Source organism: Nonomuraea sp. NPDC050451, from assembly GCF_044458585.1.
Genome location: NZ_JBITHZ010000010.1, coordinates 106,013 through 119,030 on the forward strand (window position 1 = coordinate 106,013; position 13,018 = coordinate 119,030).

Below are 13,018 nucleotides of genomic sequence, written 5' to 3' on the forward strand. Positions count from 1 at the left end.
AGCGCTTGCACGGCGAGCCTCAGCGGGTGAGCGTAAGCGGGTTGACCAGGTCGGCGTAGACCAGCAGGCCCGCCATGATCATCATCACCACCGCCACCGCGTACGTCAGCGGCAGCACCTTGGCGATGTCGACGTACGTGGGCTTCGGCCGCCGCAGGACCTTGGCGTAGGCCCGCTTGAGCCCCTCCCAGAGCCCGCCCGCGATGTGCCCGCCGTCGAGCGGCAGCAGAGGGATCAGGTTGAACATGCCGATCGCCAGGTTGAAGCCGGCCAGCAGGTTGACGAAGATGGCGATCTTCTCCTCGTTGGACAAGTCGGAGGCCAGGATCTCGCCGCCCATGCGGCCCGCACCGACCACGCCCACCGGGCCCTCGGGGTCGCGTTCCTCGCTGGAGAAGGCCGCGTGCCAGACGCCGACCATCTTCTCCGGCAGGTTGACGATCGAGCCCGCCACCCTGGCCGTCAGCTCGCCCATGTGGCCGAACACCTGGCCGACGCTCTGCTTCTCCATCACCTTGGTGGGCAGCACGCCAAGGAAGCCGACGTTCTTGTCTATCTTGTCGGGGTCTTCGAGGTTGGGTCGGTCTTGGGTGGTGAGCGTGACGTTGAGCGTCATCGGCTTGCCGTCGCGGACGATGCCGAGCTTGACCGGGCCGGCGCCGTGGGAGCGGATCAGGCGGATGGCGTCGTCCCAGGAGCCGATCGTGGCGCCGTTGAAGGAGACCATGTGGTCGCCCGGCTTGAGGCCCGCCTGCGCGGCCGGGGTGGGCTGGTCGCCGGGCTCGCAGGCGGCGCGTTGCTCGAAGACGGGGCTCACGCACGGGTTGGTGGCGGACGAGACGATCGGGGCCTCGACGGGCAGGCCGATGCCGACCAGCAGGATGGTGGAGAAGACGAACGCGAGCACGAAGTTCATGAGCGGCCCGCCGGACATGATGATGACCTTCTGCCACCACTTCTTGCGGTAGAAGACGCGGTCGTCGTCGCCGGGCAGCACCTCTTCCTGCGCGGCGTCGCGGGCCGACTCGATCAGGCCCTGGAACGGGCCGGTGGCGTTGCTCCTGAGCTTGGTGGGGTCGTCGCCCGGCCGGGGCGGCAGCATGCCGATCATGCGGATGTAGCCGCCGAACGGGATCCACTTGATGCCGTACTCCGTCTCGCCCTTGCGCCGTGACCAGGCGGTCGAGCCGAAGCCGACCATGTACTGGGTCACTCGCACGCCGAAGATTTTCGCGGGCACGAGGTGGCCGAGCTCGTGCAGCGCGATGGAGAACATCAGCCCGAGGAGAAAGAGGATGATCCCCACGATGTAGAGCCAGTTCATCGAGGTACGCTCCAAAGCGGACGACAAGGGGACCGAATGGCCCGGCTGCCCCCAGAGTAGGGCTGTTCGTAAGAGCCGTGCGCCCAGCCGCCAAATTCACGATCATGAGCGAAACAAGGGTAGCCCTTCTCCTGTCGGTTTCCGTCCTGGCCCGGCTCAGCCACGGTGGTCGACGAAACCCGCCTGCAGATCTAAGGTGCGGGAGAAAACCTCACGCCAGCGAGGCGTACAGAATGCCGTTCGCGCTGCCGACGTACACCATGCCGTTGGACACTGCTGCGGTGGACTCGCCGAAGCCGCCGGTCTCGAAGTTCCACCGGAGGGCTCGGATACGGCGTCCAGCGCGTCCACCTTGCTGTCGGCGCCGCTGACATACGCGACTCCCCGGGCCGCCGCGAGGTACCACTCGTAGTCCTGGCCGCCGTGGCCGGCCTGGAACTTCCACAGTCGTTTGCCGGTGGTCGCGCCCAGAGCATACGTCGTCCCCTTCGCGGGCGGCGCGGAGTGGACGCCCGCGCCCGACTCTCGCCTGAGCAGCTGGGTCACATCCACCTCCTCTCCCGGCAGATGACGACACAGGAGATCGCCACAGCACAGTAAGCCGCACCCTGAACGGTCACCGAAGGGGAACCGCGCTCGCGCTGACAAGGTGACAGGCGGTCGGCACGGCCGTACTGGGTATGGTCGCCTTGGGCGAGGACGCGTCCCTCCTCAAGATCGTCTCGGTGTGCTCATTGGTGTGTGGCGTCGTCGGCCTCAACCTGGCGGGCGGCGGGTCCCCAAGCCGACCCGGGCCGGGGCACCTTGGGCGCGGAGCCCGTGGCTAGGGTCCGGCACACACCGGCTCGTACGTTCGGCCCGGCACGTACAGGTCCCATTCCTGCCGGGTGAGCGCCCGCTGGGCCAGGGCGCAGACGTTCTCCTCGCTCACGGCGGGCAGGGCCACGTTCCACAGCCGGATCGTCTTGTCGTAGCCGGTGCTCACGAGCGTGCGGCCGTCGGGGGTGAAGGCCACTCCGGAGACGTCCCCGCGATGGCCGGTCAGCGGGCGGCTGAGCTGCCGCCCGGTGGCGACGTCCCACAGTCGGATCGTCGCATCGCGGCCGGCGCTGGCGAGCCGCCGGGCGTCGGGGGAGAAGGCCACCATCCAGACCGCGTCGGTGTGTCCCACCAGTGGCTGCCCGAGTTGTCGTCCGGTGGTCATGTCCCACAGCCGGATCGTCCGGTCGGCGCTCGCGCCGGCGAGGAGGCGGCCGTCCGGGCTGAGGGCGACGTGCTCGACGGCGCCGGTGTGGCCGCGCAGCGGGGCGGCCTTGTCGCGGCGCGTCGCCGGGTCGAGGAGCCTGATGGTCCCGTCGTCCATGCCGACGGCGAGTGTGGCGCCTTTGGGGGCGAAGGCCAGGGACGAGGCTTGGACGCCGGTCACCGGCGCGCCGATCTGCCGGTGCGCGCGCACGTCCCAGAACCGTAACGTGTCGTCGAATCCCGTGCTGGCGAGCGTCGCGCCGTCGGGGCTGAACGCCAGCGCCAGCACCCAGTTGTCGAGGTGCGCGGCGTGGCCGAGCAGCGGTTCCCCGATCTGGCGCCGCGTGGCGACCTCCCACAGCCGGATCGCCCCGTTGCTCTCCCCGGTGGCGAGCACCTTGCCGTCGGGGCTGAAGGCGACCGGGCCGTGCTCGCCCATCTCACCGGCCGATACGGGCCCTCCGAGACGGTCGCGCGCGGCCAGGTTCCACAGAAAGGCGCCGGGCACGCTCGACGTGGCCAGCGTGCCCCCGTCGGGGCTGAGCGCCATGCCGTAGACGGTGCCCGTACCCCGCTCGGTGACAGATCTGCCGACCTGCCGGCCGCGAAGGAGGTCCCACACGCGGACGGTGCCGTCGACGCCGGCGCTCGCCAGCCGCGTCCCGTCCGGGGAGAACGTCACGTCCTGTGGCGTGCCGGTGTGGCCCACGAGGGGCGTCCCCACCTGCTCGCGGGTGAGGGTGTCGTACAGGACGACCGTGCCGCCGCCGTCGGCGGCCAGGAGCGTGCCGTCGGGGCTGACGGCCAGAGCGGCGCCGGGCCCCTTGAGCGGGGTGCCGATCTGCGCGTGGGTGGAGGTGTCCCACCAGCGCACGGTGTCGTCGCTGTCGACGCTCAGCAGTCTGGTGCCGTCGGGGGTGAAGGCGACCTTCCACGCCGCGATGTTCCCCGTGCGGGTCACCGGGCTGGGCCTGATCTCGCGGCGCCGGGCCACGTCCCAGAACAGCACCTGCCCCCGCGTGCCGGCGGTGGCGAGCGTCCTCCCGTCCGGGCTGAAGGTGACGTCCTCTGCCTGGTCGGCGCCGAAGTCCCCGATCCGCCGGCGGGTGGTGACGTCCCACAGGTACAGCGTGCCGTCCTCTCCTGCGGCGGCGAGCGTCGTGCCGTCCCGGCTGATGGCCAGAGCCTCGAAGGGCGTGGTGGTCCCATCGGCGAACCCGGGGATGGTGATCGGATCGCCGGAGGGACGCCGGGCGGCGACGTCCCAGACCAGGATCGCGCCCCCGTCGGCCTGCTCCGTGCGGCTCGCCCCGAACAGCAGCCGGCCGTCCCGGCTGAAGGCCAGCCCCGTCGCCCACGTCCCGGGCCCGGTCGTGAAGCGTGCGGCCTGGCGGCCCGTCGCGGTGTCCCACAGCCGGACGGTGCCGTCGCGCCCCGCCGACGCCAGGAGCCTGCCGCCGGGCGCGAACGCCACCTCGTCCACCACCCCCGCGTGGCCGGTGAACACGGAGCGGGCCGGGTTGAACAGCGCGGCGGTCATGGCCGCGCGGGACTCCGGCGTGTCCCTCATCCGCCGGGCCGCCACCGCCAGCAGCCGCGACAGCGCCGGGTCGGTCTCGCCGAGCTCCAGGCTGCGGCCCGCCAGCTCGCGCGATCGCGCGGCGTTCTCCTGCGCGCCGGCCTCGGCGGCGCGGTTCGCGGCGACGCCCGCCCCGACCACCGACGTCAGGAACAGGATCACCAGCACGGCCACACCCGCGCGGCGGAAGCGGACGGCCCGCCTCTCCAGCCGGTCGCTCTCGCGCAGGAACGCGCGCTGCGCGCCGGTCAGCGCGGGACCGCGTACGGGGTCGGCCTCCCAGCGCGGGAACACCTCTCGCAGCGCCGCCAGCCGGGTACCGCGATAGAGGAATTCGGGGTCGCGTTTCTTGGCCTCCCAGTCGGCGACGCCGTCCAGGAACTGGCGGAACAGCACGTGGTCGCCGCGGCCCTCGTCGAGCCACTTCTTCAGCTTGGGCCACTCCTCCAGCAGCGCGTCGTGGGCGATCTCCACGGCGCCGTGCGCGTTGCCGCCCGTGTCGCCGCCTCTGCCGTCACCGCCCGCGTCGCCGCCCGTGTCGCCGTTCCGGACGGCACCCGTGTCGCCGCTCCGGACCAGGAGCCGGCGCTCGGTGAACGCCTCCAGCACCGCCTCGACGTCGTTCGCGCCGCCCGCCGGACGCCCGCCGGCCAGCTCGCCGCGCGCCACCCGGCGGCGCACGGGCCGCCCGTCGGGTCCGATGACGGCCAGCCTCAGGAAAACCTCCCGCGCGACCTCCCGGCGTTCGGCGGAAAGGCCGTCGTACACCTCGTCGGCGGCCGACTCCACCGCGTGGGCGATCCCGCCGACCTCGCCGTACGCCCTGCTCGTCAGCGTGCCGCCCGCGCACTTCTCCCAGGTGAGCAGCATCGCGTGCGACAGCAGGGGCAGGGCGCCCGTGCCGTAGCCGGCCTCGCCGGTCCGTGAGCGCAGGTCGTGCAGCACGTCGTCGACCAGCGCCGGCTCGACCTGCACCCCGGCCGCCGTGGCCGGTCCCGTGATGGCGCGGCGCAGGTCGGACTCCGTCATGGGGCCCAGCGTGTACTGCCCGCCGTCCAGCGCCTCGGCCAGCACGGGGTGGGCGTTGCACTCGGTGGCGAAGTCGCCGCGCACGCCCAGGACCACGAGCGCGGACGAGCGGGCCGCCGCCACCAGGGCGGTGGCGAACGCCTCCCGCTCCTCCCGCCCGGCCAGGAGGAACACCTCCTCGAACTGGTCCACGACGAGCACGAGCCGGCCCGGGTCGCGCCGCTTCAGCCGCCCGGCCTCGGCCAGCACGGCGTGCTGCACGGTCAGGTGGGCGTCGCGAGGGTTGGCCCCCAGCGAGCGGCGCACCGCCCCGGCCTCCAGTTCGCCGAGATGGCTCAGCCGGACCGCCAGCTCATCGAGCGGATGCTCTCCCGGCGTCATCAGCAGCTGCGGCCAGTGCTCGCTGCCGGGCGCGCCGGGCAGCAGGCCCCGGGAGATCGCGGGCAGCAGCCCGGCCCGCAGCAGCGAGGACTTGCCCGCTCCCGACGCCCCGGCCACCATGGCCAGGCCCGATCCGGTCAGGCGCTCCGCCAGCCGGCCCAGCAGCCGGGCGGTGTCCCGCTCACGGCCGTGGAAGATCGGTGCGTGCTCCCGCTCGAACGGCCACAGGCCCCGGTACGGCGCCCGCCCGGCACGCCAGCGGGGACCGGGTGCCCCCTCCGGCCGCGCGGCGTCCAGACGCCCGTTGAGCAGCGACAGCTCTTCGAGGATCCGGATCGAATGCTCGTACTGCCTGAGCATGAGATCGCGGTCGCTCCGAGCCCGCGCCTCCTCGCGGTGCCGTGCCCGCAGAAGCTCCGCGACCTTGCGCGACATGTCCTCCAGGAGCAGGCGGAACTCGGCGAAGTCGCCGCTCAGCTCGCCGAACGCCTCGGTGAGGCGCTCCTGGATGCGGCGGTCGCCGCTGACGACCGCCGCCTCGATGGCGGCGCCCGCCGCGTCCACCCGGTGCAGCACCGCCGCCATCGCGCGCCGCAGCTCCCCGGCGCCCTCCCCGCCTTCCTCCAGGCCCGCGAGGAGCCGGGCGACGACTTCGTCCTCGAGCTCCTCCTGCGTGGGGGGACGGCCGGAGGTACGCCGCCGCAGCGCGTCCGCCGCCTTGATCAGCACGTCGGCGAGCACGTTGCCACCCACCCCGCCGAGCACGTCGGCCCCGGCGGCGAGCAGGCTGCCGGAGGTCAGCGGGATGAGGGCGCACGCGCACAGCGTCACCACGATCCCGTGCGGCGACAGCTTCAGCAGACCGCCGCCCATGCGCCGCACCACGACGGCGATCCGTTCCCGGGCCGCGCGTGCCTGCCGGGCTCCGGGCTCCTCCCCGGTCGGCTCCATGCGCGCTCCCGTCCGTCCGCGAAGGCACCCTGCCGTACCGGTTCATCGCCGCCGGAGGACCCGCCGCTACGTCCCGGTTCGAGCGAGCTCCAGCGGGCCCGTGCCGCCCAACCGCGCCCGGCCGCGGGCAAATCGGATAAGGACGGCGTCGTCGTTTCGGGTCGGCCAGGCGCGGCGGCATCGCGGGCTGCTCGTGGACGCCAGTGGGACGGGCGGCGCTGCCGGCGTCAATCGGCTCACCTTGAGCACCAGAGCCGACGGCGCCAGGCCATATCGCCACCTGCTGTCGTCGGAGCCGTTCCATGTGCTCGACGGGCAAGCGGAGTTCCTGCTGGTCTGGAAGCGCCGGAAGCTGCCCGAGCAGCACCGCTACGACGTCCATTTCCGTGTCATGAGGTGCCCGGTCAGGTGAGCGTGGTGGTGTCCCCGAGAGACTCCAGCAGGTCGCGCAGCGTGTGGGCGAGCTCGTCCCGGCGCTCCTTCGGCAGGGCCGAGAGCACGCGGTCCTCGGTCGCGACGTGGTCCGGCAGGGCCCGGTCGATCAGGGCGTGCCCCTCGTCGGTGAGCGTCACGTAGACCACCCGCCCGTCGGCCTCGCTGGGCGTACGGGTCACCAGGCCCCTGGACTCCAGGCGGTCGAGCCGTTGCGTGATCGCCCCCGACGTGACCATGGAGGCCCGCATCAGCTCGGCCGGCGTCAGCCGGTGCGGCGGGTCGCTGCGGCGCAAGGTGGCCAGCACGTCGAAGGAGGCCCGGTCGAGGCCGTGCGCGGCGAACGTACGGCCCAGCTCCGCGTCGATCAGCCGGGTCAGCCGTGACAGCCGCCCGATCACCGCCATCGGTGAGACGTCCAGGTCAGGGCGCTGGGCGTCCCATTGCTTGAGTATCAGGTCGACGTGATCAGCCACCACTCCAGCCTAACGATGCCTTAGCGGTGAGGTAAATCACCTCGCCAAGTACCTTAGCGCTGAGATACTTTGTCTTAGTGCTAAGAAATCAATCGGGAACCGTCCTGCTGACCGCGCTGACCCCCGCCATCTGGGGGACCACGTACCTCGTCACCACCGAACTGCTGCCGCCCGGCCGCCCCCTGCTGGCCGCCGTGATCCGCGCGCTGCCTGCCGGGCTCCTCCTGGTCGCCGTCACCCGCCGCCTGCCCTCGGGCAGCTGGTGGTGGCGCGCCCTGGTGCTCGGCGCGCTGAACATCGGAGTGTTCTTCGCGCTGCTGTTCGTGGGGGCGTACCGGCTGCCCGGAGGGGTGGCCGCCACTGTGGGCGCCATCCAGCCCCTGCTGGTCGCGTTGCTGTCGGCCGGGCTCCTGGGGGAACGCCTGTCCGCGCGTACGACGCTGGCCGCCGTGGCGGGCGTGGCCGGGGTGAGCCTGCTCGTGCTGCGGGCCGACGCCCGGCTGGACGCGCTCGGCGTGGCCGCGGCGCTCGGCGGCGCCGTCGTCATGGCCCTGGGCGTGGTGCTGAGCAAGCGGTGGCAGTCGCCCGCGCCGCTGCTGGCCACCACCGGCTGGCAGCTCGTGGCCGGCGGCATGCTGCTGCTCCCGGTGGCGCTCCTCGTCGAGGGCGCGCCGCCGGCCACCCTGACCGGCGCGAACCTCGCCGGGTACGCCTACCTCACGATCATCGGATCCGCGCTCGCCTACGTCCTGTGGTTCCGGGGCCTGCGGCTGCTGTCGGCGACCAAGGTCACGTTCCTGGGCCTGCTCAGTCCCGTGGTCGCGACCGCGCTCGGCTGGCTCGTCCTCGGCCAGGAGCTCACCGCGGCCCAGGCGCTCGGCGCGCTCGTCGTCCTGGCCGCCCTGGTCGTGGCCCAGCGCCAGCCCGCCCGTACGTTGACCGCGACGCCTCGCGTCCTGGTCGGAAAGGAGTCCTGACATGCGCATCACCGTCTTGGGAGCCGCCGGAGCCGTGGGCAGCAGGGTCGTGGCCGAAGCGCTGACGCGCGGCCACGAGGTCACCGCCGTCGTCCGCGACCCCGCCCGCTTCCCCCTGCTGCCTCCCGCCGCCCACGCCCGCGCCGGCGACGCCTCGGACGTCGAGGACGTGGCCGCGCTCAGCGCCGGGCAGGACCTCGTCATCGGCGCCACCCGGCCCGCGCCCGGCCACGAGGCCGACCTGGTCACGACCGCCAAGGCGCTGCTGGCCGGGGTGGCGAGGGCCGGCGTGCGGCTGCTGCTCGTCGGCGGCGCGGCGGGGCTGACCGTGCCGGGCACCGGCGGCCTCACCGTCGTCGAGACCCCCGGCTTCCCGCCCTCGTGGCGGCCCATCGCGCTGGCCTGCAACGCTCAGCTGGAGGTCTGCCGGGCCGAGCCGGGCGCCGACTGGGCGTACGTGAGCCCGCCCGCGCTGCTGGAGCCGGGGGAGCGTACCGGCCGCTACCGGCTCGGGGGCGACGAGCTGCTGGTCGACGCCGAGGGCCGGTCGGCGATCTCCATGGAGGACCTCGCCGTCGCGCTGCTCGACGAGGCCGAGCACCCCCGGCACCACCGCGCCAGGTTCACCGTCGGCTACTGACCGCTCGGCGCGGGGTCCACCTCATAGGGTCACGGGCAGCGACGTCAGGCGCCAGGTGCCCGGGTCGGGCATGTGCCGCACCTCGCCGGCGAGCGCCAGGCCGGGGAAGCGGCGCAGCAGGGCGCCGAGCGCGATCCCGGTCTGCACGCGGGCCAGCGAGGCGCCGACGCAGAAGTGCGGCCCGTGCGCGAACCCGAGATGACCCGACGGCTCGCGCCGCAGGTCGAACCGGTCCGGCTCGTCGAAGGCGCGTGGGTCGCGGTTCGCCGAGGCGATCGAGGCCGTGACCGGCACGCCCTTGGGGACGTTCACGCCGCCGATCTCGATGTCCTCCGCGGTGAAGCGGGGGATGGTCAGCAGCTGCGGCCCGCACCAGCGCATCAGCTCCTCCACCGCCCGCGGCATGAGGGCCGGGTCGGCCCGCAGCGCGGCGAGCTGGGCGGGGTGGGACAGCAGGGCGGCGACGGCGTTGGCGATGAGGTTCGTGGGCGTCTGGCCGGCCAGGACGAGCGTCCAGATCATGGTGATCAGCTCGGTCTCGGAGAGCCGGTCGCCGTCCTCCTCCATGACGCGGGCCAGGTCGGAGATCAGGTCCTCGCCCGGCTCCGCGCGGCCCCTCGCGACCGCGGCGGTGGCGCCCTCGAGGATCCGCGGGATGGCGTTCCCGAAGCTCTCGCCGTGCCCGGCCGCGACGGCGGCGCCGTACTCGCGCCATCGGGGACGGTCGGCGACGGGGATGCCGACCAGCTCGCAGATCACCTCGATCGGCAGCGGGCCCGCGAAGTGCGCCAGCAGGTCCGGTTCGGTGGGCAGCTCGTCGAGCAGCCGCTCCACGATCGCCTCGATGCGCGGCCCGAACTCGGCCGCCCTGCGCCGCGTGAACGCGGGCGCGACCAGCCGGCGCAGGCGGGCGTGCTCGGCGCCGTTCATCTCCGACATGGTCCGCAGGTACGGCAGGCAGTGCTCCGGCACGTCCGGCCGCTGGTAGCTGTGCTCGTTCGTCGTCAGCCTGGGGTCGCTCAGCATCGCCCTGGCCTCCTCGTGCCGGGTCACCGCCCAGAACGGGCCGAACCCGGGCGCCACCAGCCGCGCCACGGGCGACTGCTCCCTGGCGCTCGTGTACGCGGTGAACGGGTCCGCCAGCACGGCGGGGTCGGTCAGGTCGATCTCGGGCACGTCGGTCATGCCGCTCCTCAAGCGCGAATGATTACATCATCTGAATGCTGACGGTATCTCGATTTGCGAATCTCCGGCAACGCGCGGCGGAAGGCATCGACGTAGACTTCGTGAAGTACGTGCTTTACGACGCTCACGGAGTTGGCAAGGTGGATCAGAAGGAGACCGAGTTCGTCGACCGGATGGGGCTCGTCATGGAGCGCCTCGCCGGCACCCGGACGATGGGCCGCCTGTACGCGTGGCTGCTGATCTGCGACCCGCCGGACCAGTCGCTCACCGATCTGGCCGCCGAGCTCGGCGTCAGCAAGACCATGGTCAGCACGGTAGCCAGGCAGCTGGAGGCCGGCGGGATGGTGGAGCGCGTCCCCACGTCGGGCCGTGAGCACCGCTACCAGGTCGTCCGCGGTGGATGGGCCCAGATCATGCGGGGCCGGCTGGCCGTCGTCGAGCCGATCACCGAGGCACTGGGCCTCGGACTGTCGATCGTCGGTGACGACCGCGCCGAGCAGCGGGCGCTGCTGGAGGAGACCAGGGACTTCTTCGACTTCCTCGTGCGCGACGCGGACGAGTCGCTCCAGCGCTGGAAGGAGTATCGCAAGCGGCTGAAAGACGACGATCAGGGCTCCGGGTGAACACGATCGTCGAGGAGCACGTGCCGTTCACCGCAGGACCCCGGCACGACGCCACCGCGTCCCCTGCCGGGTCGTGTGATCCGCTCAACCGGGAAATCATCCAACGATCAAGGGAGTGGCGATGTCTGACATCGTCGAGCGGTACAACATCCCCGAACAGCTCTTCTGGCTGCACGGCCCGCGGCCGGGCGGCCCGGTCGAGCACAACGCCGCCGCCGGAATGTGGAACGTCTACGGTTACTCCGAACTGCACGAGGTCTTCGGCGACCCCGCGACGTTCTCCTCCGACGTCCTTCGCGTGACCCCCAAGGAACAGAAGCCGGAGGGGCTGTCACTGGAGGGCTTCATCACCCAGATCGACCCGCCGGAGCACGGCAAGCTGCGCAAGCTGGTCAGCAGCGCCTTCACCCGCAAGGTCGTCGCGGACCTCGAGCCGAGGATCGCCGCCGTCACCCACGAACTGCTCGACGCGGCGCGCGAGCGCGGCGGGTTCGAGCTGGTGCGCGACCTGGCCTACCCGCTCCCGGTCATCGTCATCGCCGAGCTGCTGGGCGTGCCCAGCAGTGATCGCGCGCTGTTCAAGCAGTGGGCCGACACGCTGTTCCGGCAGGACACCAAGGTCTCGTTCGACGACCTCTTCGAACGGCGGGAGCAGGACAGGGAGACCACCATGAAGTCGTGGTGGGAGATGTCCGCCTACCTCGCCGGCCACGCCGCCGAACGCCGGCGGCAGCCGCGCGCCGACCTGCTCACGAAGCTGGTCGAGGCCGAGGTGGACGGCGAACGCCTGCCCGACGAGCAGGTGGTCAACTTCGCGATCGTCCTGCTGCTGGCCGGGCACGTCACCACGACGATGCTGCTCGGCAACACGGTGCTGGCCCTGGACGCCTTCCCCGAGCACCAGGAGAGGGCACGGGCCGACCGCGCCACGATCCCGGCGGTCATCGAGGAGTCCCTGCGCTTCTTCACCCCGTTCGCCCTGCTCGCCCGCGCCACCACCCGCGAGGCCGAGCTCGGCGGCATGACGATACCGGCCGATCAGACGGTCCTGGTCTGGCTCGGGGCGGCCAACCGCGATCCCCGGCAGTTCACCGACCCCGACGTCTTCGACCCCGGCCGCGACCCCAACCCGCATCTCGCCTTCGGCCGCGGCATCCACTTCTGCCTGGGCGCCCCCTTGGCCCGGCTGGAGGGCCGGGTCGCCCTGAACATCCTGCTCGACCGGTTCGACCACCTGCGCACCGATCCGGACGACCCCGTGGTGTTCATGCCCATGCCGACCATGACCGGCGTGCGGCGCCTGCCCCTGGTCTGATCCTTGCCCCACCCCTACTCGCGGCCTGCCACGTACCTGTCGAAGAAGGCGAACGTGCGCCGCCACGCCTCGTCCGCCGCCGCGCGGACGAGGCCGTGACGCAGCGGGAACAGCGCGAGCTTGGCGACGGGGTGATGGCCGTCGGTCATGAAGGAGTGCCCGGCGTCCGGATAGATCTCGACGTCGTGCTCGATGCCGAGCGCCCGCATGTGCTCCCGCAGCCGCGTGCCGTGCCGCCGGAAGCCCTGGTCGCGGCCGCCGTAGGAACCTACGACCGGGCACACCGGCCGCAACTGCTCCTGGTCGCTGGGGACCGCGCCGTAATTGACCGAGGCGGCCCGTACGCCGGGCGGCGCGCTCGCCGCGTACGCGAGGGCGAACCCGCCGCCCATGCAGAAGCCGATCACACCGAGCCGGTCGCCGTCGACGTCGTCGCGGCCGGCCAGCCATTGGCGGGTGGCGTCGATGTCGGCGGCCGGCTGGCCCGGCTTCTCGGTCACGAACTGGTGCATGGCCCGCGCCAGGCACGCGACCCTGGTGCCGTGGCTGTAGAGGTCCGGTAAGACGGCCGCGTACCCGTGCTCGGCGAACAGGTCCACCACGTCCAGCATGTCCGGTTCGATGCCGTAGATCTCGTGCACGACCACCACGCCCGGCCACCCGGCCGCGGGCGCGGTCCCCTGCGGCAGCGCCACCGTCGCGTCCAGCGAACCGCCGTCCGGCAGCGGGATGCGTACGTCCTGTCTCATCAGCAGTCCTTAACCGACCCAAGAACAAGAAACGTAACGTAACACCTCAGCCGTCCTGCCCGGCGAGGGCTGCGATGGCGATGGCGTCATTGACGCGAACGGGAGGAAGGGA

At 72.3% G+C, this 13,018-nt stretch carries 11 protein-coding genes and 1 pseudogene; 5 read left to right on the top strand and 7 right to left on the bottom strand.

All coding sequences use genetic code 11. The features are described from left to right. Positions 1-19: 19 nt before the first annotated feature. From ACIBI9_RS29180 to ACIBI9_RS29195, 4 genes and pseudogenes are all read right to left on the bottom strand, one after another. Positions 20-1,324: a M50 family metallopeptidase gene (locus ACIBI9_RS29180; protein ID WP_397226282.1), complete on the bottom strand. Its 1,305-nt coding sequence runs from the start codon at positions 1,322-1,324 to the stop codon at positions 20-22. Positions 1,325-1,535: 211 nt separating this feature from the next. Next, positions 1,536-1,769, bottom strand: coding sequence for a PQQ-binding-like beta-propeller repeat protein (locus ACIBI9_RS29185; RefSeq protein ID WP_397226692.1), 234 nt, complete (start codon positions 1,767-1,769; stop codon positions 1,536-1,538). Next, positions 1,757-1,876, bottom strand: a pseudogene (locus ACIBI9_RS29190) (hypothetical protein); the annotation flags it as partial. The pseudogene ACIBI9_RS29190 and the gene ACIBI9_RS29185, both read right to left, overlap by 13 nt. A gap of 271 nt (positions 1,877-2,147) precedes the next feature. Further along, positions 2,148-6,509: a hypothetical protein gene (locus ACIBI9_RS29195; RefSeq protein WP_397226284.1), complete on the bottom strand. Its 4,362-nt coding sequence runs from the start codon at positions 6,507-6,509 to the stop codon at positions 2,148-2,150. Between the two features lie 241 nt (positions 6,510-6,750). On the opposite strand from ACIBI9_RS29195, the gene ACIBI9_RS29200 reads away from it, so the two are divergent. After that, positions 6,751-6,921, top strand: a complete 171-nt coding sequence (locus ACIBI9_RS29200; protein WP_397226286.1) for a hypothetical protein — start codon at positions 6,751-6,753, stop codon at positions 6,919-6,921. Here the strand turns inward: ACIBI9_RS29200 and ACIBI9_RS29205 are convergent. Then, on the bottom strand, positions 6,914-7,417 hold the full coding sequence (locus ACIBI9_RS29205) for a MarR family winged helix-turn-helix transcriptional regulator (RefSeq protein WP_397226288.1): 504 nt from the start codon (positions 7,415-7,417) through the stop codon (positions 6,914-6,916). The genes ACIBI9_RS29200 and ACIBI9_RS29205 overlap by 8 nt on opposite strands. A gap of 77 nt (positions 7,418-7,494) precedes the next feature. Between ACIBI9_RS29205 and ACIBI9_RS29210 the strand changes: the two genes are divergently transcribed. Both ACIBI9_RS29210 and ACIBI9_RS29215 read left to right on the top strand, forming a co-directional pair. Further along, positions 7,495-8,394: an EamA family transporter gene (locus ACIBI9_RS29210; protein WP_397226290.1), complete on the top strand. Its 900-nt coding sequence runs from the start codon at positions 7,495-7,497 to the stop codon at positions 8,392-8,394. Position 8,395: 1 nt separating this feature from the next. After that, positions 8,396-9,034 (top strand): NAD(P)-dependent oxidoreductase, encoded by a 639-nt coding sequence (locus tag ACIBI9_RS29215; RefSeq protein WP_397226292.1) that lies wholly within the window; start codon positions 8,396-8,398, stop codon positions 9,032-9,034. A gap of 21 nt (positions 9,035-9,055) precedes the next feature. On the opposite strand, the gene ACIBI9_RS29220 is transcribed toward ACIBI9_RS29215, so the two are convergent. Next, the gene (locus tag ACIBI9_RS29220) at positions 9,056-10,219 is read right to left on the bottom strand and encodes a cytochrome P450 (RefSeq protein WP_397226294.1); all 1,164 of its coding nucleotides are present in this window, start codon (positions 10,217-10,219) and stop codon (positions 9,056-9,058) included. A 140-nt stretch (positions 10,220-10,359) separates the two neighbouring features. On the opposite strand from ACIBI9_RS29220, the gene ACIBI9_RS29225 reads away from it, so the two are divergent. Continuing rightward, positions 10,360-10,842: a GbsR/MarR family transcriptional regulator gene (locus tag ACIBI9_RS29225; RefSeq protein WP_397226296.1), complete on the top strand. Its 483-nt coding sequence runs from the start codon at positions 10,360-10,362 to the stop codon at positions 10,840-10,842. A 121-nt stretch (positions 10,843-10,963) separates the two neighbouring features. Next, positions 10,964-12,157 (top strand): cytochrome P450, encoded by a 1,194-nt coding sequence (locus tag ACIBI9_RS29230; RefSeq protein ID WP_397226298.1) that lies wholly within the window; start codon positions 10,964-10,966, stop codon positions 12,155-12,157. 14 nt (positions 12,158-12,171) lie between these two features. On the opposite strand, the gene ACIBI9_RS29235 is transcribed toward ACIBI9_RS29230, so the two are convergent. After that, entirely contained in the window at positions 12,172-12,906 is a 735-nt protein-coding gene (locus ACIBI9_RS29235; protein WP_397226300.1) for a dienelactone hydrolase family protein, read from the bottom strand. Positions 12,907-13,018 lie beyond the last annotated feature (112 nt).

Excerpts from the sequence above, each read along its gene's own strand:
- ACIBI9_RS29180 (WP_397226282.1), bottom strand. The coding sequence starts at position 1,324 with ATGAACTGGCTCTACATCGTGGGGATCATCCTCTTTCTCCTCGGGCTG.
- ACIBI9_RS29195 (WP_397226284.1), bottom strand. The coding sequence starts at position 6,509 with ATGGAGCCGACCGGGGAGGAGCCCGGAGCCCGGCAGGCACGCGCGGCC.
- ACIBI9_RS29215 (WP_397226292.1), top strand. The coding sequence starts at position 8,396 with ATGCGCATCACCGTCTTGGGAGCCGCCGGAGCCGTGGGCAGCAGGGTC.
- ACIBI9_RS29220 (WP_397226294.1), bottom strand. The coding sequence starts at position 10,219 with ATGACCGACGTGCCCGAGATCGACCTGACCGACCCCGCCGTGCTGGCG.
- ACIBI9_RS29230 (WP_397226298.1), top strand. The coding sequence starts at position 10,964 with ATGTCTGACATCGTCGAGCGGTACAACATCCCCGAACAGCTCTTCTGG.
- ACIBI9_RS29235 (WP_397226300.1), bottom strand. The coding sequence starts at position 12,906 with ATGAGACAGGACGTACGCATCCCGCTGCCGGACGGCGGTTCGCTGGAC.